Here is a 21,209-nt window from a genome sequence, read left to right as displayed (position 1 = left end):
GGTGCTCCTCGGTAGGTCGGTACGTCAGGTCGAATGATGCCTGCCGGTCAGGCGGTCCGCACGACCAGACCGCCCGGCTCGACCCAGGCCTCGAGCTCGACGGCCCGGCCCAGGAGGTCGCCGTCGACCTGCGCCTGCTCGCCGCCCTCGACACGGACCCGGACGCGCTTGGCGCGCGCGTGGTCGATCCGGCCGATCTTCGCAGGCAGGTCGTTGCGCACCCCGAAGCCCTGCATGACGACGTCGCCGAACAGCTGCGCCCAGCCCACGACCCCGCCCCGGGTGTCGATCGCGGCGACGTCGAGGATGCCGTCGTCGAGCACCGCGTCGGGCAGCAGCGTGATGCCGCCCGGCAGCTTGCCGCAGTTCCCGACCAGCAGCGTGCGGAGCTTGGCGTGGACCGGGGGCGTGTCGTCGAGCTGGATCTGGGCGCGCAGGCGACGACCGTGCAGGTGGCGGATGCCCGCGACGAAGTACGCGACCCAGCCGACCCTGGCCTTGAGGGTCGCGTCGGCGTCGGCGACCATCGCGGCGTCGAAGCCGAGCCCCGCGATGACGAGGAAGATGTGCGCGGTCTCGGTGTCCTGCTCGGGGAGGGCGTCGTCTGCGCCGGCCGTCCCGGTCCCGGTGCCGGCCTCGTCCGCCTCGCCCGTCCCGGGGGCATCACCGGTCGCGTCGTCGCCGGCCGCACCCGCTCCCGGGGTGCCGGTCCGTGCGGGGTCGCGCGCGGCGCCGTCGGGCTGCGCGAACTCCAGGACACGCGCCCACCCGACGTCGATCACGCGGTCCGCACCCGCGACGACGATGCGCAGGGCCTCGTCCGGGTCGGCGACGGGCAGGTCCAGGTTGCGTGCGAGGAGGTTGCCCGTGCCGAGCGGCACCAGGCCCATGGGCTTGCCCGTGCCGACCATGCCCTCGGCGACGGCCCGGACCGTGCCGTCGCCGCCGACCGCGACGACGATGTCGGCGCCGCGGGCCAGGGCCTCGCGGGTCTGCCCGACGCCAGGGTCCTCGATCGTGGTCTCGAGCCACAGGGGTTCGGGCAGGTCGGCCTCGGCGCACACGCGCCGGACCGTCCGTTCGAGGTTCGCGACGGCGGGCTTGGACGGGTTCGCGACGAACGCGATGAGCTGGCCGACATCCTCCGCGAGGGCCTCGGTGACCGCGAGCGGGGGGTCGAGGCGGCGTCGGCGTCGCTGCTGCGACCAGACAGTCATCGCGACGGTGAGCGCGATGGCGGAGATGGCGACCGCCGCGACCCCCAACCACATTTCCCAACCCATGTCCGACACGGTAGCGCTCGGGGTGCCGGGGGTGACGTGCGAGCCCGCCGAAGGTGACGTACTCGACTGCCGTGACGCTCACGGTCACCCTCGGCGGTCTCCCGCGCCTCGCTCCCACGCGGCCCACAGCTGCGCGTACCGGCCACCGGCCTCGCACAGCGCGTCGTGCGTCCCCGACTCGACGATCCGTCCCGCCTCCATGACGATGACACGGTCCGCGGTCCGGGCCTGGCTCAGCCGGTGCGCGATGACGACGGCGGTCCTCCCCGACAACGCTGCCCGTGCGGCCCGGTCGAGGGCCGCGGCGCCGTCGGTCCCGACCTCCGCGGTCGCCTCGTCGAGCACGACGACCGCCGGGTCGAGCAGCACGATCCGCGCGAGCGCGAGCTGTTGCGCGCGGTCGGGCGACAGGTCGAGCCCGCCCGCACCGACGACGGTGGCGAGGCCGTCCGGCAGGTCGTGCGCCCAGTGCGCCTCGACCGCGTCGAGGGCCGCGGTCAGCTCGGCGTCGCTCGCGTCGGGCGCCGCGAGGCGCAGGTCCTCGGCGAGCGTCCCGCTGAAGACGTGGACCTCCTGGCTCACCATCGCGGCGCCGTTCCGTCGGCCGGCGGAGTCGTTCATGGCCCGACGGCGTCGCCCCGGTGCCTCGCCCAGGACGCGCACGGCGCCGCGCGTCGGGCGGTGGATGCCCATCGCGAGCTTCGCGACCGACGTCTTGCCGGCCCCCGACGCTCCGACGAGCGCGACGTGCTCTCCCTCGGCGACGTCGAGGTCGACCTCGGTCACGACGTCGCGCCCCGGCGTGTAGGCGAACGTCACGCCACGGAGCGCGACGGCGGAGCGTGTCCCCCGGGAGGTGGCTGCCGGTCCGGGGCGGTCACCCTGGGCGGGGTTCTCGTCACCCCCGGCGGAGATCCGGTCACCCTCGGCGGACAGGGCGTCACCCTCGGCGGTCCCTGCCGTCGCCGTCGCCGTCGCCGTCGTCACGCCCACGAGCCGCGCGAGTCCCGCGCCGGCCTTCTGGATCTCGTCGAACTCGCCCAGCACCGTCCCGATCGGCCCGAACAGCCGGTGGAAGTACAGCGCGGCCGCGGTCGCCGCACCCACCGTCACGGCGTCGCCGGAGACGAGCCAGAACCCCACCGCCAGCACGGCTCCGAGCCCGATCAGCTCGGCGACGTTGAGCCGGTTGTAGAAGCGGGTGAGCAGCCCGATCCCGGTCAGAGACAGGTCGATCGCCCGCAACGACGACCGGGCGACGAGCGTCTCGTGCCGGTCGCCGTGGCCGAGCGTCGTGACCGTCGTCGCGCCCGCGACGGTCTCGATGACCTGCTCGGTGCGCTGCGCCTCGGCGACGCGCACCTCCCGGTACACGGGGCCCGAGCGGCGCAGGAACCAGCGCAGCGACACGACCTGCAGGGGAGCGGCCGCGATCGCGGCGAGCGCGAAGCGCCAGTCCAGGGCGCCGAGCCCCACGAGCGTCAGGACGATCGTGAACGCGGCCGACGTGACCGCGGGCAGCACGCCCGAGATCGCCTCGCTCACGGCGTCGACGTCTCCCGAGACGCGGGCGACGACGTCGCCGACGCCCGCTCGCTCGACCTGTTCGAGGGGAAGGTCGAGCGCGCTCGCGAGGACGTCCTCGCGCAGGTCGGCGAGCGCTCCCTCGCAGATCCGGGCGAGCAGGGTCTGGCCGAGGTAGCCGAGGCCCGCGCTCAGCACGCCGGCCCCGAGGAGCAGCAGCGCGTAGCGGACGAGGTCGGAGGTCTCGCCGCCCTCCGCGACGACGTTGACCAGGGCCCCGAGCAGCGCGGGGGTCGCGAGGCCTGCGACGGACCCGGCCAGGAGGACCGCGACGGTCCCGGCGAAGAGCCACCGGCGTCGTGTGAGCATGCGCCACAGGGCCGCGTTGGTCGCGGCGGTCGTGGCGACGGGCAGGATCTCGTGCGCCGGGGCGGCGCGGTCCGCCACGCTCGGGGCGTGGGCGCTCACGAGGCGACCAGCTCGACGTCGGCATCGGAAGAGCCGTCGAGCCCGGTACCTCCGGCGGCCCCGCTCACGGCCACCACCACGTGGTCGCACACCGCGAGGAGCGTCGGGCTCGTCGTGACGAGAAGCAGCGCTCGGTCGGGCAGGTCCCGGAGACCCGCGGCGATCCGGGCCTCGGTCACGGTGTCGACGGCGGTCGTCGGGTCGTGCAGCACGAGGACGGGTTCGGGTCGGTGCAGCGCCCGTCCGAGGACGAGGCGTTGGCGCTGTCCGCCGGACAGGTGCTGGCCGCGGCCGGTCAGGTGGGTGTCGAGGCCGTCGGGCAGGTGCCCGAGCACCTCGGTCGTCCCGGACGCGTCGAGCGCGCGCGGGTCGAGCGGACCGTCGGGCGCGAGGTTGTCGCGCACGGTCGTGCTGAACAGCGACGCGTCGTGCCGGGCCGCGAAGACGAGGGTGCGTCCGGTCGCGGGGTCGAGCGTCGAGAGGTCGGTCCCGTCGACGACGACGGCCCCGGGTGGGGCGGGTGCGCGGCACCCGAGGACGTCGACGAGCGCGGCCGCGTCTCCGGCGTCGGGCAGGACGATGCCCACGACCTGGCCGCGGCGGACCGTGACGGGCCCGAGCGCGGAGCCGCCGAAGGTTCCGGCGACGGTCATCGAGCCGCCCGACGGCGTCGCGCCCGCCGCACCCGTGTGCACAGGCCGGGCCGCGGAGCTGTGGACGGTGGGCTCGCCGAGCAGGCGGAGCAGGCGTCGTGCGGACGCCCGCTTCTGCGCGAGCTCGACGCCCAGGAACCCGGTCCGGGACATGGGCTCCTGGACGAACTGCGCGAGGCCGACGACGGCGACGAGCTCGCCCACGGTGATCTGCCCGGCGAGCGCCATGCGGCCCGCGAACAGTGCGACCACCGCGAGGAAGACCACCGAGAGCACCTCGCTGACGGCCTGGTATGCGGCGCGGGAGCGAACGGCGCGCAACGCGGCTGCGAGGGAGCCGCGGCTCGCGCGGCGGTAGCGGTCGGAGGCCGCCTGCTCCGCGCCCAGCCCCTTGAGGACGCGCAGCCCGGTGACGAGGTCGGTCGCGAGTCCGCCCGCGCGCGCCGCGGTCTCCTGCTCGGCCTCGCTGCGCGCCTCGAGCGGGACGGACAGCCGGTGCATGACGAGCAGCATCACGGGGGTCGCGACGAGGACCGCGACGCCGAGCGGGACGGAGACGAGGAGGAGGCTCACGGCGGTCGTGCCGATCGCGGCGAGCGCGCCGAGCTGTCCCGTGACGAGCCAGGCGATCCCCGCGACGCGGTTCGTGTCGGAGGACGCGATGGTCAGGGTCTCGCCCGCCGCGCGGCGGTGCGCCATGCCGCGTTGGTCGAGGACGCGCGCCACGGTGAGCTGTCGCAGGTCGTGTGCGGCGAACGAGAACGCGCGGACGGTCGAGCGCATGCCGATGCGCCAGGCCATGGTCAGGACGAGGAAGACCGCTGCGAGGACGCCGAGCCACAGGCCGAGCGCGGCGCCGTCGCGCGGCATGATCGCGCGGTCCACGACGACGCCGATCAGGACGGGCACGAGCGCCTCGGCGACCTGGTGCACCATGAAGCCGCTCGCGCCCGCGGTCAGCAGGAGCCACCGCCGGTCGCCCGCGAGGACGAGACGGAAGATGCCGCCGACGGTCGTCGGCGCTGCGTCGCCGGCTGCCGGCGGGGGAGGAGAGCCCGGCTCCGGGCGTGCGGCAGGGCGAGGTCGGAGGGGCATGCTTGCTAAGGTAATGCTTACCTTCCTGAGCCGATGTGAGATAGCCTGCCCAATCATGTCGCTCATCGGCCAGGAACTCTCCGCCCCCCTCGTGTCCGTCCGATTCCCGGGCGGCGGTCACGAGACCACCGGCGACCCGCGTGACTCCGACGACGTCGAGGCCGCCGCGCTCCTGGCGGCCGCGCGCGAGGTCCGGTCCGTGTCGACGTCCCACTTCCCGCCCAGCACCCCGGGGCTGTGGCCCGTGCACGTGCACGCGTTCCACGAGCTGCTGTGGGGCACGCAGGGCGTGCTGACCGTCGAGACCGAGCACGGCTTCTTCGCGGTCCCGCCGACGATCGGCCTGTGGATCCCGGCGGGGGTCGCGCACGCGGTCCAGACGGCCGGCGGCACGGGCTTCTACTGCACGTACGTGGACGCGGACGTGTCGGCGTCGCCCGGGCCGCCCGCGTCCGGCCAGGTGCTCGCGGAGGACCCCTTCGTCGCGGTCCTCGACCGCGCGCACCGCACCACCGCGGTCTCGGTGCCGCCTGCGGCGCGCGAGCTCATGGTCCACCTGTCGCAGCGCGACATGCCCCCGGCGGCCCGACGGCGCAGCGAGCGCGTCGTCGTCGACCTCCTGTCTCCCGTGGACGTCACGCCCATGGTGCTGCCCATGCCCTCGGACGCGCGCCTGGCGTCGGTCGCCAGGCGTCTGCTGGACGACCCTGCCGACACGCGTTCCCTCGAGGCGTGGGCGCGCGAGGTGTCGGTGAGCGTGCGCAACTTCTCCCGGCTGTTCCACCGGGAGACGGGCATGACGTTCGCGCAGTGGCGGATCCACGCGCGGGTCCGGGTCGCGATCGGGCTGCTCGCGGGCGGGATGCCGGTGGGGACCGTCGGGCGCAGGGTCGGGTACCGGACGCCGAGCGCGTTCGTGCAGTCGTTCCGGCGGGTGCTCGGTCATACGCCGGGCTGGTACGTGGCCTCGGTGAGGGCCGATGCGGAACATCCCCTGGCCGCTGGTGGCGACGATCGGCCGGTCCCGGAGCCGCGAGCCTGGTTAGGGTAGGGATACCTAACAACCTCTGACGGGGACTGTCGCGTCGCCGTCCCCTGCCCGGGAGCCCCTGTGACCCTCGTCCTGCCTGCCCGTCCCGACGCGTCCGACGTGACGTCCCTGGTCGCCGAGCGACCGCCCGTCGCCGAGGAGCACTGGCAGCGGATCGTCGCGGCGATCACCCGCCGCGACTTCCTGATCGGCGCCGGGGCCCTGACGGTCGCCGGGATCCTCGCCGCGTGCGGCGACGGACAGGCCGGGTCCGGCTCGGCCGCGGGTGGGGAGACCCAGCCGTTCGAGCACGACGGCTACCGCACCGACCTTCCCCTGCACCCCGAGCGTGTCGTCGTCCTGGAGGCCCGCGCGGGGCTCGAGTTCGCGCTGCTCGCGGGGCTGCCGATCGTGGCGACCGAGTGGTCCGACGAGAGCCACCTCATGGCGCACCTGCCGCAGGGGGTCGAGCGCCTCGGCGGCTCCAACATCGAGCCCAACGCGGAGTCGATCCTGTCCCACTCGCCCGACATGCTCGTCGTCGGCGCGGGGTGGTGGAACTACTACCAGGAGAACGAGCTGCTGGCCGAGGGCATCGCTCCCGTCCTCGTCGTCGGCGACGACGACCCCGACTGGAAGGCGTCGCTGCGTCGCCAGCTCGCCGCGTTCGGTCGTGAGCAGCAGGCGACCGAGGCGATCGACGCCTACGACGCCACGGTCGCAGACGTCGCCGCCGAGATCGCCCCGCTCGTGGCGGACCGCAAGGTCGTCATCGCGGGCGCCGACGAGGAGGGCTTCTGGATCCAGGAGCCCGACAGCTTCTGCTCGGGCATCGCCCGTGACGTCGGCATGGACCTCGTGCTCCCCGAGGCCGGGCAGAGCAACGGCTCGGTGTCGAGGTACTCGTTCGAGAACCTCGACGTCTTCCACGACGCCGACCTGATCGTCCTCCAGAACCCCGACGACCCCGCGACGACCAACCCCGCCTGGCAGGCCGTGCCCGCCGTCCAGGCGGGCCGCGTCGCCGAGCTCCGTTACGACCGTAACTTCGGGCTCGCCCTGACGGCCCAGGTCTTCGCCGAAGACCTGCGCGAGGCCGCGCGCCTGCTCTGACCCTGGGTCTAGGCCAGGCCGAGGGGCCAGCCTCCGACCATCGCCCTGGTCCGACGCCCGGCCGACCCACGCACCTGGCGGCCGCAGACCCACCGGGCCCACCCGCCACCCCGCCCCACCGGCCGCGACTCCCGCGGCCCCTCCCGAACCAGGACGTCCCATGACCACACGCACCACCCGTCGCTCCGCCCGCTCAGCCCTGGTCGCCGCCTCCGCGGCGACGTTCGCCCTGCTGCTCGGCGCGTGCGCCTCGGGCACCGACGCGGGCTCCGGCTCCGGTGCCGGGGAGGCCGAGACCCGCACGGTCGACAGCGCGTTCGGCGAGACCACGATCCCGACCGACCCGCAGGCCGCGCTCGGTGTCTACACGACCGACCTCGACATGCTCATCACGCTCGGCATCCCGCTCGCGGACTCCCAGCCGATCCGCTCCCAGGGGTACACGAGCTTCCCGTCGTTCTTCGACCAGGAGGCGCTCGAGGGCATCAAGACGTTCGAGAACTTCCCCGAGTACAACTACGAGGAGATCCTCGCCGCGAAGCCCGACGTGATCCTCAACGGCCTGGGCTACGACGACGAGCTCGTGACCAAGCTCCCCGACATCGCCCCGACGTACAGCTTCAACGGGTTCGACGGCCGCGACTGGCGCGAGAGCTTCGCCGAGGTCGCGAAGGCGTTCGACAAGGTCGCCGAGCACGACGCCTGGACCGCGAAGTACCAGGCCAAGGTCGACGACGTGAAGGCGCGGCTCGCCGCGGCCGGCATCGACCCGGTCGTCGGGCCGGTCGGCTACGGCGACGGCGAGGTCATCGTGTCCTGCTACGGCACGCCGTGCCTCGTCTTCAACGACCTCGGCCTGAAGATCACGCCGCTCGCCGAGGGCGAGGAGGGCACCACGCTCGGCACCGAGCAGCTCGAGCAGCTCGCGGGCATCGACTGGGTCTTCACCTCGACGGCCCCCGACGAGAAGACGGGCGAGCTCACCGACCCGTTCGCCGAGCTCGCGGGCAACGGCCTGTGGACGTCGCTGCCGTTCGTCACGAACGGGAACATCGCCGTGCACGACCTCGAGATGATCTACGGCTCGCCCAGCGGCCAGTACGCGTTCCTCGAGGTCGTCGAGAAGGCGCTGCTGCCGTGATGCGCATCCACCGCGCCGAGGTCGTGGCCGTGGAGCGCCTGACCCCCGGCATGATCCGGGTCACGCTCGGCGGCGAGGGCCTCGCGGACTTCGAGTCCACGGGCGTCGGCGACGAGTACCTGCGGGTCTTCCTGCCCACGCCGGGAGAGGCCGAGCCCGTCCTGCCGTTCGCGACCGAGGACTCGTGGGACTACCCCGAGGGCGTCGTCGCGTCGCCCATGCGGACCTACACGGTCCGTGCGGTGCCCGCGCCGGGCGTGGTCGTGATCGACTTCGTCGTCCACGACGGGGGAGTCGCCGCGACCTGGGCCCAGCAGGCGAAGCCGGGCGACGTCGTCGGGCTCAACTCCCCGCGCGGGCTGTACGACCCGCCCGCGGACCTCGCCTGGCAGATCCTCCTCGCGGACGCGACGGGCCTGCCCGCGGTCGGGCGGCTGATCGAGCAGGCCCCGGCGGGCGTGCGCACGCGCGTCGTGGTCGAGGTCCCCGACGCGGGCCACCGACAGTCCTTCCCCGTGAACCCCGACGTCGACATCGCGTGGGTCTACGGCGGCAACGGCCACGGCCCGTGCCGGCTCGAGGAGATCCTGCGGAGCATCGACCTGCCCGACGGCGTCGGGTACGTCTGGTTCGCGGGCGAGACCAAGGTGCTGCGTGCCGTCCGCAAGTACCTGCGCCACGAGCGCGGCCTGCCGGTCACGGCCTACAAGACCATCGGGTACTGGACCGCGAAGGCCGAGGAGTGGGAGGAGCGCTGGGAGAACCTCGACCCGAGCGTCAAGGCGTGGATCGACTCCCTGTGGGCGGACGAGGACCGTGACCAGGAAGAGATCACCGACGCGTACTTCGACAAGCTCGAGTCGCTGGGGCTATGAGATGACGACGACCGAACGCGCTCCCGCACCCGTCCAGGACGGTCCTCCACCCGGCGAGGACCGGGCGACAAGCACCCCCGACAAGGCGCCCGGCCTCGCCGCGACCAACGCGACGCGGACCGCGTGGCTGCTCGTCGCCGTGGGGGTCCTGGTCGTCATGGTCTTCGTGAGCCTCGCCGTGGGCTCCAAGACGATCCCCCTCGCCTCGGTGTGGTCCGCGCTCGTCGGCGCGCCCGGCGCCGACCCGAACGACGTGGTCATCCTGCGCGACCTGCGTCTGCCCCGCACGGCCCTGGGCCTGCTGGTCGGGGTCGCGCTCGGGCTCTCGGGCGCGCTCATCCAGGCGCTGACCCGCAACCCGCTCGCCGACCCCGGCATCCTGGGCGTCAACGCGGGCGCGGGGTTCGCCGTGGTGCTCGGGGTCGCGACGTTCGGCGTCGTCAACATCCAGCAGTACATCTGGTTCGCGTTCCTCGGGGCGATCGTGACGACCGTCGTGGTCTACCTCATCGGTTCGCTCGGGCGCGGGGGAGCGACACCCGTCCGGCTCACGCTCGCCGGCATCTCGATCGGCGCGGTCCTGGGCGGGATCTCGTCGGGGATCACGCTCCTCAACCCGCAGGTCTTCGACAAGATGCGCTACTGGGGCGCGGGCACGCTCAGCAACCGTTCGTGGGAGATGGTCGGGACGGTCACGCCGTTCATCCTCGTGGGCGTCGTGCTCGCGGCCGTCGCCGCACGCCCGCTCAACGCGGTCGCGCTCGGCGACGACCTCGCCCGGTCCCTCGGGGCCAGCATCAACCGCACCCGCACGATCGTGGTCGTCGCGGTCACGCTCCTGTGCGGGGCGGCCACCGCCGCCGCGGGCCCCATCGGGTTCGTGGGGCTCATGGTCCCGCACGTCGCGCGCTGGATCGTGGGCCCCGACCAGCGGTGGATCCTGTCCTACACGCTCGTCATGTCGCCGATCCTGCTCCTGGTGTCCGACGTCGCAGCGCGCCTGGTCCTGCGGCCCGCCGAGCTGCAGGTCGGCATCGTGACCGCGTTCGTCGGCGCCCCGGTCCTCATCTGGCTCGTGCGACGCAGGCAGGTGAGCGGGCTGTGACCGCGCCCGTGCAGACGCCGCCCGCCGAGGACGCCGCGGCTCCGGTGACGCCCCCGGGAACGCCAGGTACGCCGGGTGCATCGCGCGCCCGCCTCGACTTCGGCCGACCCACGCGCGTCGTGCGCTCGCGCCGCGGACGGTTCTCCGCACGCCTCGACGTGCGCGCCGCCGTCGTGACCCTCGTGCTCGTGGTGCTCGCCGCGGCCGTGGGCGTCGTCGCGCTCGGGGTCGGCGACTACGCCGTCGCCGTGCCCGACGTGCTGCGCGCCCTCACCGGCGACGCCCCCGAGGTGATCCGCATGGTCGTCGTCGAGTGGCGCCTCCCGCGCGTCCTCCTCGCGATCCTGCTCGGCGGCGCCCTCGGCATGAGCGGCGCGATCTTCCAGTCCCTGACCCGCAACCCCCTCGGCAGCCCCGACATCATCGGGTTCAACACGGGCGCGTACACCGGGGCGCTCGTCGTGATCCTGCTGCTCGGCGGGTCGTACAGCGCGGTCGCCGCCGGGGCCATGATCGGCGGGCTCGCGACCGCGGGCATCGTCTACCTGCTCGCATACAAGAACGGCGTCCAGGGCTTCCGGCTCATCATCGTCGGCATCGCGATCAGCGCCATGCTCGCGTCCGTCAACACGTGGCTCATCCTCAAGGCCGACCTCGCGCGCGCCATGGCCGCCGCGACCTGGGGAGCGGGCAGCCTCAACGGGCTGTCCTGGACCCAGGTCCTGCCCGTCGTGCTCATCCTCGCGGTCCTCGTGCCGCCCCTGGTGCTCCTGGGGCGACGCATGAACGTCCTCGAGATGGGCGACGACGCCGCGCAGGCCCTCGGCGTCCGCTCCGAACGCACGCGGCTCTCGCTCGTCGTCGTGGGGGTCGCGCTCACCGCGCTCGTCACGGCCGCGGCCGGACCCATCGCGTTCATCTCGCTCGCCGCGCCCCAGCTCGCCCGACGGCTCACGCGCGGCGCGACCGTCGGCCTCGCGTCCTCGGCCGCCATGGGCGCCGCGCTGCTCGCCGCGAGCGACCTCGTCGCGCAGCGGGCGTTCGCGCCCACGCAGCTCCCCGTGGGCGTCGTGACCGTCAGCATCGGCGGCTGCTACCTCGTGTGGCTGCTCGCCCGGGAGGCGAGGCGGCAGTGAGCACCCGGACCCGCACGGCCCCGACCAGCCCCACCCCTCCCGAGGAGACGGCGATGACCGCCACGACCACGACGCCGGCTACCCCGGCGACCACGACCCCGACCGCGGCCGACGCGCCCGCAGGGGGCGACGCCGTCGGGCCGCCTGTCCCGGGTACGCCGGACGTGCCCGGCGAGCCTCGGCTGCGCGCCGAAGGGCTCAGCATCGGGTACCACGAACGCATCGTGTCCCAAGGGCTCGACGTCGCGATCCCGGACCGGTCCTTCACCGTGATCGTCGGGCCCAACGCGTGCGGCAAGTCGACCCTGCTGCGCGCCCTGTCACGGCTGCTCACCCCGAGCGCCGGGCAGGTCGTGCTCGACGGGAAGACCATCACGTCCTACAAGGCCAAGGAGGTCGCGCGACGGCTCGGGCTCCTGCCCCAGACGTCGATCGCGCCCGACGGCATCACCGTCGCCGACCTCGTCGCCCGCGGCCGCTACCCGCACCAGAAGCTCCTGCGGCAGTGGTCGCGCGAGGACGAGGACGCCGTCGTACGGGCGCTCGCGGCCACGCAGGTCACGCCGCTGTCGGCGCGGCCCGTCGACGAGCTGTCGGGCGGCCAGCGCCAGCGTGTGTGGGTGTCCATGGTGCTCGCCCAGGAGACCGAGCTGCTGCTGCTCGACGAGCCCACGACCTTCCTCGACATCGCGCACCAGATCGAGCTGCTCGAGCTGTTCGGCGACCTCAACCGCGAGGGCCGCACGCTCGTCGCGGTGCTGCACGACCTCAACCACGCCTGCCGCTACGCGACGCACCTGGTCGCGATGAAGGACGGGGCCGTGGTGGCGCAGGGGGCGCCGGGCGAGATCGTGACGGCCGAGCTGGTCGAGGAGGTGTTCGGGCTGCGCTGCACGATCATCGACGACCCTGTCACGGGGACCCCGCTGGTGATCCCGCTGGGCCGCCGAGGGTGACGCTCCAGCCCGCCGAGGGTGACGTGCCGGTCACCCTCGGCGCCCGTGCGCGTCACCGTCGGCGCCCCCGCGCGTCACCGTCGGCACCGGCGTACGTCACCGTCGGCGGGCCCCGTGCCGCGCCCTCCCGCACGTTGGATACCCTCTAGTGGTGATCGATCTTCGACTTCTGCGCGACAACCCCGACGTCGTCCGCGCCAGCCAGGTGGCTCGCGGCGACGACCCCGCCCTCGTGGACCAGGCGCTCGACGCCGACTCCCGCCGTCGCAGCGCGCTGACGGACTTCGAGCAGATGCGCGCCGAGCAGAAGTCCCTGGGCAAGAAGGTCGCGCAGGCGAAGGGCGACGAGAAGACCGCCCTGCTCGCGCACACCAAGCAGCTCGCGGAGGGCGTCAAGGCCCGCCAGAAGGACGCTGACGACGCCGAGGCGCAACTCAAGACGATCCTGTACAAGATCTCGAACGTGATCGAGGGGGCGCCTCCCGGCGGCGAGGACGACTACGTCGTGCTCCGCGAGGAGGGCACCGTCCGTGACTTCGCGGCCGAGGGCTTCACGCCCCGCGACCACCTCGAGCTGGGCGAGGGCCTGCGCGCGATCGACACCGAGCGCGGTGCCAAGGTGTCGGGCGCCCGCTTCTACTACCTGACGGGGGTCGGGGCGCGCCTCGAGCTCGCGCTGCTCAACGCGGCCATGGACCAGGCGACGCAGGCGGGCTTCACGCCCGTCATCACGCCGACGCTCGTGCGCCCCGAGATCATGCAGGGCACGGGCTTCCTGGGCGAGCACGCGGACGAGATCTACCGCCTCGAGGCCGACGACCTGTACCTGGTCGGCACGAGCGAGGTCGCGCTCGCGGGCTACCACTCGGGCGAGATCCTCGACCTGTCGGACGGCCCCAAGCGGTACGCGGGCTGGAGCGCGTGCTACCGCCGCGAGGCCGGTTCGTACGGCAAGGACACGCGCGGCATCATCCGCGTGCACCAGTTCCACAAGGTCGAGATGTTCAGCTACGTCGACCCGGCCGACGCCGAGGCCGAGCACCAGCGTCTCCTCGCCTGGGAGGAGGCCATGCTGCGCAAGTGCGAGCTGCCGTACCGCGTGATCGACACCGCGGCGGGCGACCTCGGGTCGAGCGCGGCCCGCAAGTTCGACTGCGAGGCCTGGCTGCCGACGCAGGAGCGCTACCTCGAGCTGACGTCGACGTCGAACTGCACGACGTTCCAGGCCCGCCGCCTGGGCGTGCGCGAGCGCGTCGACGTCGACGGCAAGTCCGAGACGCGCACGGTCGCGACGCTCAACGGCACGCTGGGCACGACGCGCTGGATCGTCGCGATCCTCGAGAACCACCAGCAGCCCGACGGCTCGGTCCGTGTCCCCGAGGGCCTGCGGCCCTACCTGGGCGGGCTCGAGGTCCTGGAGCCGGTGGGCGCGTCGGCCGGTTCGTCGAAGGGCACGGCGTGACGGGCACGCCGGACAGCACGGTCACCACGAGCACCCCCCGGCCCGACGACGTCGCTCCCGCAGGCGCGCCGTCGCACCCGGGCGAGGTGGCGCCGTCGGCCACGGACGCCCGGTCGGACGCGGCCCGTGCCGCGAACCCGAACCGTCCGGGGGAGGGGCCGCTGCTCGTCGCGCTCGACATCGACGGCACGATCCTGAGCCACGACGACGTCCTGAGCGACGGTGTCGCCGACGCGATCGCGGCCGTGCGCGCGGCGGGGCACCACGTGCTGCTGTCGTCGGGCCGGTCGCTCATCGCGGTGCTGCCCATCGCCGAGCGCCTGGGCCTCGCCGAGGGGTACATGGTGTGCTCGAACGGCGCCGTGACGGCCCGCTTCGACGACGCGTCGCCGACGGGCTACGTGGTCGACGAGATGATCACGTTCAACCCGGAGAACGCGCTGCGGCTGCTGCGCGACCAGCTCCCTGACGCGCTCTTCGCGGTCGAGGACGTGGGGATCGGCTTCCGCATGAACGACCTGTTCCCGCACGGTGAGCTCGACGGCGTCCACGACGTGGTCGACTTCGAGGAGCTGTGGTCGGGCGAGGTCACGCGTGTCGTGGTGCGCAACCCGGGGTCGACGAGCGAGGAGTTCAGTGCGCTGGCCGGGTCCCTGGGGCTGAGCGACGTCACGTACGCGGTGGGCTGGACGGCGTGGATGGACATCGCGCCGCTGGGCGTCACCAAGGCGAGCGCCCTGGAGCGCGTGCGCGGGCTGCTGGGCGTGGCCCCGGGCGCGACCGTGGCCGTGGGGGACGGCAGCAACGACATCGACATGCTGCGCTGGGCCGGTCGCGGGGTGGCCATGGGCCACGCCGAGCCCGAGGTCAAGGCGGCGGCGGACGAGGTCACGGGCAGCATCGACGAGGCCGGCGCGGTCGCGGTGCTGCGCAGCCTGGTCTGAGACGCGCGGGCCGCTAGGCTGCGCGCGTGAGCGACGCAGCGGCCACCACGATCGTCCGACGGGCCACGGCCGACGACCTCGATGCCGTCTGGCCGCTGGCCCGCGACTTCGCGACGTCGTTCACGCCGCGCAGGGAGTCCTTCGAGGCGACGTTCCGCGCGCTCCTGACGGCTCCCGACGCCCTGCTGCTGGTCGTGGAGGGGGCGAGCGGCGTCGTCGGGTACCTGCTCGCGCACTGGCACCCGACGTTCCTCGCCAACGCGCCCGTCGTCTGGGTCGAGGAGCTCATGGTCGACGCGAGCGTGCGCGGCCAGGGGCTGGGACGTCTGCTCATGACGGCGGCGGAGGCGTGGGCCGTCGAGTCCGGTGCCGCCTACGTGTCGCTCGCGAGCAGACGTGCGGGGAGCTTCTACCGGGCGCTGGGCTACGAGGACTCGGCGACGTTCTACAAGAAGCCTGCCCCGCCGAGGTAGACCCGTGGGGGGGGGGGGGGGGCGCCCCCCCGGGGGGCGCCCCCCCCCCCGCGCACGGGTCTACCTCGTGGCCCGGGGACCGGGCGTCAGTCGCGCGCCGTCAGGACCAGCGGCCCGTCCTCGGTGATCGCGACGGTGTGCTCCGAGTGCGCGCCGCGCGAGCCGTCGGCGCTGCGCAGGGTCCAGCCGTCGGGGTCGGTGAAGATCTCGTCGGTCGTCTCGAGGAACCACGGCTCGATCGCGATCACGAGGCCCGGCTTGAGCGGGAAGCCGCGGCCCTTGCGTCCGTCGTTGGGCACGTGCGGGTCGCCGTGCATGGTGCGGCCCACGCCGTGGCCGCCGAAGTCGGTGTTGATCCGGTAGCCGGCCCCGTGCCCGACGGCTGCGATGGCCGCCGAGATGTCGCCGATCTTGTTGCCGGGCTGCGCGGCCGCGATCCCCGCGGCGAGGGCGTCCTGGGTCGCGACGATGAGCTTCTGGTCCGCTGCGCCACGGTCGCCCGCGCGCGGGGTCCCGACGACGAACGACACGGCGCTGTCCGAGACCCAGCCGTCGACCGACGCCGCGAAGTCGAGGCTCAGCAGGTCGCCGTCCTGGAGGCGGTAGTCGAACGGCAGGCCGTGCAGGACGGCGTCGTTGACCGACGTGCAGATGACCTTGCCGAAGGGGCTCGCCCCGAACGACGGGTGGTAGTCGATGTAGCAGGACTCGGCGCCGCGGTCCTTGATCATCCGGTGCGCGAGCGCGTCGAGCTCGAGCAGGTTGACGCCGACCTTCGCGGCCGCGCCGACCTGCGTGAGGACGTCCGCGACGAAGCGGCCCGCCGGGCGCATCTGCTCGATCTCGCGGGGGGTCCTCAGCTCGATCATGGTGTTCCTCTCGGTGCGTGCGTGTAGGTGCCGGGCCGCCGCGGGCAGCCGCGGCGTCGTCCGGCCTGCTCCCAGGGTGTCACGGGAGGGCGCCGTGGGTGCAACCGCGGGATCACGGGTCCGAGCCCTGACACCGTTCGCCGGGTCCCCGCCAGGTCACCCGCGACGACGTCCCGCGTCCCCTCCCGCAGGCCCTCCGCAGCGCCCTGATCGCCCCGGTCCGCCCGTGCCGTGAATCGCTTCTGCTCCGTGGACGGGGGACAATCGCTCCTCGTGGCAGGAATTGACGAGGTAGCGCAGGCAGCCGGGGTGTCGACGGCGACGGTCTCGCGCGCGCTGCGGGGACTGCCGAACGTGTCGGCCTCGACGCGGGCGCGCGTCCGGGCGGAGGCCGAGCGCCTGGGGTACGTCCCGTCGCCGTCGGCGGCGTCGCTCGCGACCGGGCGGACCCGGACGATCGGCGTGATCACGCCGTGGGTGAGCCGGTGGTTCTTCGCGAACGTCATCGAGGGCGCAGAGCGCGCACTGCGCTCGGTGGGCTACGACGTGCTGCTCTACACGTTCGAGGTCGACGACGGGCGTCCGCGCCGCAAGGTCGACCCGACCGTCCTGCGGCGCCGTGTCGACGGCACGCTCGTGGTCGGGCTCCCGCTCGAGGACGACGAGGTGGCCTCGCTCGTGGCGCTGGGGACGCCCCTGGCCTTCGTGGGTTCGGGGCCCGCGGACCAGGTGACGGTCCGGCTCGACGACGTGCGGACCGGTTCGCTCGCGACCCGTCACCTGCTGGACCTGGGGCACCGGGTGGTCGGGCACATCACGGGCCAGCCGGACCTGGTCTCGTCCTGGTCGCCGCCGGTCGAGCGGTCGACGGGGTACGAGCGCGCGCTCCGGAAGGCGGGGATCGACCCGTCACCGGACCTCGTGGTGAACGGCGGGTTCGACGTCGCGGGGGGACGGTCCTCGACCAAGTCGCTCCTGCGGAGGCGCCCCGACATCACGGCGATCTTCGCGGCGTCGGACGAGATGGCGATGGGCGCGATCCTCGCGGCGCGCGACCTGGGCCTGGACGTGCCACGCGACCTGTCGGTGATCGGGGTCGACGGGCACGACCTGGGCGAGCTCGTCGGGCTGACGACGATCGGGCAGGACGCCTACCAGCAGGGCGCCGACGCGTCGATGCTGCTCATGGAGATGATCAACGGCGCTCCGGTGCCCGACAGCCTGACGTACCCGACGCACCTGGTCCGTCGCTCGTCGACGTCGCAGCCGCGTCGCCGGTGATCCTGCCGCACCGAGCACGGTTCCCGCGGCTGAGCCCCGGTTCCCGGCGCGCTGACGGGCTTCCGCAGGTCATCACCGGTGGGAGCGCAACCACCGTGAGCGGTTGCGAGGCGTCATGAGTAACGGAATCGTTACTCGCGAACGGGCCTCCTGCGCTTGCGCAACCGTGATGTAAACGCTTGCATGGCAAGTGGGGCGGTCGAGTCGAGGACGACGGACCGCGACACCCGCGGGCCGACCGCGATGTCAGCACCACAACGCTGTGGAGGAATGTCATGACCAGAAGCATCCTGTCACCCAAGCGCCGTGCCCTCGCGGCTGTCGCCGGCGGGGCAAGCCTCGCGCTCGCGCTCACCGCCTGCGGCGGCAGCGGAGGAAGCGACGAGACGTCCGGCTCGTCCGGCGAGGCGTCCAGCATCGACTGCGCCCCCTACGAGGAGTTCGGCGACATCGACGGCACCACCGTCCACGTCTACACCTCGATCGTCGACCCCGAGGGGGCGACGATGCAGACCTCGTTCGAGCCGTTCACCGAGTGCACCGGCGTCGAGGTCGACTACGAGGCATCTCGCGAGTTCGAGGCCCAGCTCCTCGTGCGCGTCAAGGCGGGCAACGCCCCCGACATCGCCTTCCTCCCGCAGCCCGGCCTGCTCCAGACCATCGTGCGCGACACCGGCACGATCGTCCCCGCACCGGACGCCGTCTCCAAGAACGTCGACGAGTTCTTCGAGCCGACCTGGAAGGAGTACGGCACGGTCGACGGCGTCTTCTACGCCGCACCCATGGACGCCAACGTCAAGTCGTACGTCTGGTACTCGCCCACCGCGTTCGCCGACGCCGGCTACGAGGTCCCCGAGACCTGGGACGACCTCATGGCTCTCTCGGCCCAGTACTCCGAGGACAACGACGGGGCCATCCCGTGGTGCGCCGGCGTCGAGTCCGGTGACGCGACCGGCTGGCCCGGCACCGACTGGGTCGAGGACATGATGCTCCGCACCGGCGGGCCGGACGTCTACGACCAGTGGTACAAGCACGAGATCCCCTTCAACGACCCGCAGGTCGTCGCGGCCTTCGACGCCGCCGGAGAGGTCCTCAAGGACCCGGCCATGGTCAACGCAGGACTCGGTGGCGTCGACTCGATCGCCACGACCCCCTGGACCGACGCCGGCTTCGGCCTGCTCGACGGGACGTGCTTCCTGCACCGCGCCGCGAACTTCTACCAGACGCAGTTCCCCGAGGGGACGGACGTCTCCGAGGACGGCGAGGTCTACGCGTTCTACCTGCCCACCAACCAGACCGACATCAAGCCCGTCGAGGTGGGTGGCACCTTCGCCGCCGCGTTCAACGACCGCCCCGAGGTCCAGGCCTTCCAGACCTACATCTCGAGCGCTGACTGGGCCAACGCCAAGGCCAAGGCCACGCCCAACGGCGGCTGGGTGAACGCCAACCTGCAGCTCGACCCCGAGAACCTTGCGACCGAGTTCGACCGCCTGTCCGCGTCGATCCTCACCGACGAGAACGCGATCGTCCGCTTCGACGCTTCCGACCTGATGCCGGGCGCCGTCGGTGCCGGGACGTTCTGGACGGGGATCGTCAACTGGCTCACCGGGTCCAGCACGCAGGAGGTCGTCGACCAGATCGAGGCCTCCTGGCCGGCCTCCTGACCGAGGACGCCAGCACGGAGGCGTGAGGAGCCGGGGCCCGTCGTCCACGCGACGGGCCCCGGCTCAGCACGTCTCCGCAGGCGACCGAGCAACAGCGCACCACCCCACCCGCCGGTCCACGACCGCGGGTGACCGAACCGCCCCAGCCCGCCGACGCCGTCGGGCAGACCGGAGGCCCTCATGGACTTCTTCACCACACCGGAGACCACCGCCGAGAAGCTCGGCCTGATGGTCTTCGCGATGCTCCTCTTCGTCGTCGTGATGGGAGGCCTGCTCTTCGCGGTCGACAAGCCAAAACGCGTCCCGCGCTGGGTCGTCGTCCTGTGCTTCCTCGGGCCGGCCGTCCTGCTCGTCGTGGGCGGGCTCGTCTATCCCGGCGTCCTCACGATCATCTCGTCCTTCAAGAACCGCACGGGAGCGGAGTGGGTCGGCCTCGACAACTACGTCACGGCGTTCACGACCGACCAGTTCCAGATCGTGCTGCGCAACACCGCGGTCTGGGTCATCCTCGTGCCCATCGTCTCGACGTTCATCGGCCTCGTGTACGCCGTGCTCGTCGACCGCACCCGGTTCGAGAAGCTCGCCAAGGCCCTGGTCTTCCTGCCCATGGCCATCTCCATGGTGGGAGCGTCGATCATCTGGAAGTTCGTCTACGAGTACCGCCCCGACCAGGCGAACATCCAGCAGACCGGTCTGCTCAACCAGCTCCTCGTGTGGATCGGCATCCCCCCGCAGCAGTTCCTCATCAACCAGCCGACCAACACGCTGTTCCTCATCGTCGTCATGATCTGGATCCAGACCGGGTTCGCGATGACGATCCTGTCCGCCGCCATCAAGGCCATCCCCGACGACATCGTCGAGGCCGCGCGCCTCGACGGGCTCCACGGCGTCGGGATGTTCCGGTACATCACCGTGCCCAGCATCCGGCCCGCGCTCGTCGTGGTCATCACGACCATCGCCATGGGCACGCTCAAGGTCTTCGACATCGTCCGGACCATGACGGGCGGCCAGTTCGGGACGTCCGTCGTGGCGAACGAGTTCTACACGCAGAGCTTCCGCCAGGCCAACGAAGGACTGGGGGCCGCGCTCGCGGTCATCCTGTTCGTCCTCGTCATCCCGATCGTGGTCTACAACGTCCGCCAGCTCCGCCTCTCCGAGGAGGTCCGATGACCGCCGTCCCGCCCACGCTGCCCGCATCCGTCGACGCGGAGGCGTCGAAGGACATCCAGCGTGTCGGCAAGCTCTCGCGCGCCGAACGACGGGCCATCGCCGTCAAGGGCAAGCTCAGCTCACCGTGGGCGTCCGGCCTCGCGATCATCATCGCGATCCTGTGGACGATCCCGTCGATCGGCCTCCTCGTCACGTCCTTCCGTCCCGCCCTCGACATCCGCCGCTCCGGCTGGTGGACCACCTTCAGCGACCCGCAGTTCACGCTCGACAACTACAACGACGTCCTCTTCGGCTCCGCCGACCTCGCGTCGTTCTTCGTCAACTCGATCGTCATCACGCTCCCCGCGGTCGTCATCCCCATCTCGATCGCGCTGCTGGCCGCCTACGCGTTCGCGTGGATCGACTTCAAGGGACGCAACCTGCTGTTCGTCGCGGTGTTCGCGCTGCAGATCGTGCCCATCCAGATCACGCTCATCCCGCTCCTCGCGGCCTACGTCGACGCCGACATCAACGGCACGTTCTGGACCGTGTGGCTGTCCCACTCGATCTTCGCGCTGCCCCTCGCGATCTTCCTCCTGCACAACTTCATGAAGGAGATCCCCTCGTCCCTCATCGAGGCCGCGCGCATGGACGGCGCGGGGCACGTCAAGATCTTCTTCCAGGTCCTCATGCCGCTGCTCGTCCCGGCCATCGCGTCGTTCGCGATCTTCCAGTTCCTGTGGGTGTGGAACGACCTCCTCGTCGGCCTCACGTTCGCCAACCAGGACTCACGCCCGCTGACCGTCGCGGTCGCCGACCTCGCCGGGACGCGCGGCAACGCCTGGCACCTGCTCACCGCCGGAGCGTTCGTGTCGATGATCGTGCCGCTCATCGTGTTCCTGGCGCTGCAGCGGTACTTCGTGCGAGGCCTCCTGGCGGGTTCCGTCAAGGGGTGAGGTCCTTGCTCCGCCCCCGCTCGACGGCTGTG

At 72.5% G+C, this 21,209-nt stretch carries 18 protein-coding genes; 14 read left to right on the top strand and 4 right to left on the bottom strand.

What is annotated here, in order from left to right:
• Positions 1–47 precede the first annotated feature (47 nt).
• The 3 genes from WFH32_RS07905 to WFH32_RS07895 all read right to left on the bottom strand — a co-directional run bounded on the left by WFH32_RS07905 (position 48) and on the right by WFH32_RS07895 (position 5,023).
• A complete protein-coding gene (locus tag WFH32_RS07905) occupies positions 48–1,283 on the bottom strand; it encodes a diacylglycerol/lipid kinase family protein (RefSeq protein ID WP_336706818.1) in 1,236 nt (411 codons plus the stop codon).
• Positions 1,284–1,367: 84 nt separating this feature from the next.
• Complete coding sequence (locus tag WFH32_RS07900; protein ID WP_336706817.1) at positions 1,368–3,275, bottom strand: ABC transporter ATP-binding protein; 1,908 nt, start codon at positions 3,273–3,275, stop codon at positions 1,368–1,370.
• Entirely contained in the window at positions 3,272–5,023 is a 1,752-nt protein-coding gene (locus WFH32_RS07895; protein ID WP_336706816.1) for an ABC transporter ATP-binding protein, read from the bottom strand. The genes WFH32_RS07900 and WFH32_RS07895 overlap by 4 nt, the downstream gene beginning before the upstream one ends.
• Before the next feature lie 55 nt (positions 5,024–5,078).
• On the opposite strand from WFH32_RS07895, the gene WFH32_RS07890 reads away from it, so the two are divergent.
• From WFH32_RS07890 to WFH32_RS07845, 10 genes are all read left to right on the top strand, one after another.
• Positions 5,079–6,074: an AraC family transcriptional regulator gene (locus WFH32_RS07890; RefSeq protein WP_336706814.1), complete on the top strand. Its 996-nt coding sequence runs from the start codon at positions 5,079–5,081 to the stop codon at positions 6,072–6,074.
• 60 nt (positions 6,075–6,134) lie between these two features.
• Positions 6,135–7,166, top strand: coding sequence for an ABC transporter substrate-binding protein (locus tag WFH32_RS07885; RefSeq protein ID WP_336706812.1), 1,032 nt, complete (start codon positions 6,135–6,137; stop codon positions 7,164–7,166).
• A gap of 160 nt (positions 7,167–7,326) precedes the next feature.
• Positions 7,327–8,307 carry an ABC transporter substrate-binding protein gene (locus WFH32_RS07880; RefSeq protein ID WP_336706811.1) on the top strand — a complete coding sequence of 327 codons (981 nt, stop codon included), beginning with the start codon at positions 7,327–7,329 and terminating at the stop codon, positions 8,305–8,307.
• A complete protein-coding gene (locus WFH32_RS07875) occupies positions 8,307–9,182 on the top strand; it encodes a siderophore-interacting protein (protein WP_191796596.1) in 876 nt (291 codons plus the stop codon). The genes WFH32_RS07880 and WFH32_RS07875 overlap by 1 nt, the downstream gene beginning before the upstream one ends.
• 1 nt (position 9,183) lies before the next feature.
• Positions 9,184–10,287 carry a Fe(3+)-siderophore ABC transporter permease gene (locus WFH32_RS07870; RefSeq protein ID WP_336706810.1) on the top strand — a complete coding sequence of 368 codons (1,104 nt, stop codon included), beginning with the start codon at positions 9,184–9,186 and terminating at the stop codon, positions 10,285–10,287.
• 44 nt (positions 10,288–10,331) lie between these two features.
• Positions 10,332–11,423 (top strand): iron-enterobactin ABC transporter permease, encoded by a 1,092-nt coding sequence (gene fepG / locus WFH32_RS07865; RefSeq protein WP_318244158.1) that lies wholly within the window; start codon positions 10,332–10,334, stop codon positions 11,421–11,423.
• A gap of 53 nt (positions 11,424–11,476) precedes the next feature.
• Positions 11,477–12,379 carry an ABC transporter ATP-binding protein gene (locus WFH32_RS07860; protein ID WP_336706808.1) on the top strand — a complete coding sequence of 301 codons (903 nt, stop codon included), beginning with the start codon at positions 11,477–11,479 and terminating at the stop codon, positions 12,377–12,379.
• Positions 12,380–12,530: 151 nt separating this feature from the next.
• Positions 12,531–13,841 (top strand): serine--tRNA ligase, encoded by a 1,311-nt coding sequence (gene serS / locus WFH32_RS07855; RefSeq protein WP_191796563.1) that lies wholly within the window; start codon positions 12,531–12,533, stop codon positions 13,839–13,841.
• Between the two features lie 161 nt (positions 13,842–14,002).
• Positions 14,003–14,785: an HAD family hydrolase gene (locus WFH32_RS07850; protein WP_191796594.1), complete on the top strand. Its 783-nt coding sequence runs from the start codon at positions 14,003–14,005 to the stop codon at positions 14,783–14,785.
• Between the two features lie 26 nt (positions 14,786–14,811).
• Complete coding sequence (locus WFH32_RS07845) at positions 14,812–15,258, top strand: GNAT family N-acetyltransferase (RefSeq protein ID WP_318244151.1); 447 nt, start codon at positions 14,812–14,814, stop codon at positions 15,256–15,258.
• A gap of 86 nt (positions 15,259–15,344) precedes the next feature.
• Here the strand turns inward: WFH32_RS07845 and map are convergent, their stop codons facing one another.
• The gene (gene map, locus WFH32_RS07840) at positions 15,345–16,127 is read right to left on the bottom strand and encodes a type I methionyl aminopeptidase (RefSeq protein ID WP_191796562.1); all 783 of its coding nucleotides are present in this window, start codon (positions 16,125–16,127) and stop codon (positions 15,345–15,347) included.
• A 273-nt stretch (positions 16,128–16,400) separates the two neighbouring features.
• Between map and WFH32_RS07835 the strand changes: the two genes are divergently transcribed.
• From WFH32_RS07835 to WFH32_RS07820, 4 genes are all read left to right on the top strand, one after another.
• On the top strand, positions 16,401–17,408 hold the full coding sequence (locus WFH32_RS07835) for a LacI family DNA-binding transcriptional regulator (RefSeq protein ID WP_191796561.1): 1,008 nt from the start codon (positions 16,401–16,403) through the stop codon (positions 17,406–17,408).
• Between the two features lie 275 nt (positions 17,409–17,683).
• Positions 17,684–19,072, top strand: coding sequence for an ABC transporter substrate-binding protein (locus WFH32_RS07830; RefSeq protein WP_191796560.1), 1,389 nt, complete (start codon positions 17,684–17,686; stop codon positions 19,070–19,072).
• A gap of 180 nt (positions 19,073–19,252) precedes the next feature.
• On the top strand, positions 19,253–20,242 hold the full coding sequence (locus WFH32_RS07825; RefSeq protein WP_191796559.1) for a carbohydrate ABC transporter permease: 990 nt from the start codon (positions 19,253–19,255) through the stop codon (positions 20,240–20,242).
• On the top strand, positions 20,239–21,177 hold the full coding sequence (locus WFH32_RS07820) for a carbohydrate ABC transporter permease (RefSeq protein ID WP_191796558.1): 939 nt from the start codon (positions 20,239–20,241) through the stop codon (positions 21,175–21,177). The genes WFH32_RS07825 and WFH32_RS07820 overlap by 4 nt, the downstream gene beginning before the upstream one ends.
• Positions 21,178–21,209: the final 32 nt, after the last annotated feature.

This window comes from Oerskovia sp. USHLN155, from assembly GCF_037145535.1.
Taxonomy (GTDB): Bacteria; Actinomycetota; Actinomycetes; order Actinomycetales; family Cellulomonadaceae; genus Oerskovia; species Oerskovia rustica.
Note: the sequence above shows the minus strand (reverse complement) of the source record. Positions and strands in the feature narration are given on the sequence as shown.

Excerpts from the sequence above, each read along its gene's own strand:
- WFH32_RS07905 (WP_336706818.1), bottom strand. The coding sequence starts at position 1,283 with ATGGGTTGGGAAATGTGGTTGGGGGTCGCGGCGGTCGCCATCTCCGCC.
- WFH32_RS07895 (WP_336706816.1), bottom strand. The coding sequence starts at position 5,023 with ATGCCCCTCCGACCTCGCCCTGCCGCACGCCCGGAGCCGGGCTCTCCT.
- WFH32_RS07890 (WP_336706814.1), top strand. The coding sequence starts at position 5,079 with ATGTCGCTCATCGGCCAGGAACTCTCCGCCCCCCTCGTGTCCGTCCGA.
- WFH32_RS07880 (WP_336706811.1), top strand. The coding sequence starts at position 7,327 with ATGACCACACGCACCACCCGTCGCTCCGCCCGCTCAGCCCTGGTCGCC.
- WFH32_RS07875 (WP_191796596.1), top strand. The coding sequence starts at position 8,307 with ATGCGCATCCACCGCGCCGAGGTCGTGGCCGTGGAGCGCCTGACCCCC.
- WFH32_RS07870 (WP_336706810.1), top strand. The coding sequence starts at position 9,184 with ATGACGACGACCGAACGCGCTCCCGCACCCGTCCAGGACGGTCCTCCA.
- WFH32_RS07860 (WP_336706808.1), top strand. The coding sequence starts at position 11,477 with ATGACCGCCACGACCACGACGCCGGCTACCCCGGCGACCACGACCCCG.
- map (WP_191796562.1), bottom strand. The coding sequence starts at position 16,127 with ATGATCGAGCTGAGGACCCCCCGCGAGATCGAGCAGATGCGCCCGGCG.
- WFH32_RS07830 (WP_191796560.1), top strand. The coding sequence starts at position 17,684 with ATGACCAGAAGCATCCTGTCACCCAAGCGCCGTGCCCTCGCGGCTGTC.
- WFH32_RS07825 (WP_191796559.1), top strand. The coding sequence starts at position 19,253 with ATGGACTTCTTCACCACACCGGAGACCACCGCCGAGAAGCTCGGCCTG.
- WFH32_RS07820 (WP_191796558.1), top strand. The coding sequence starts at position 20,239 with ATGACCGCCGTCCCGCCCACGCTGCCCGCATCCGTCGACGCGGAGGCG.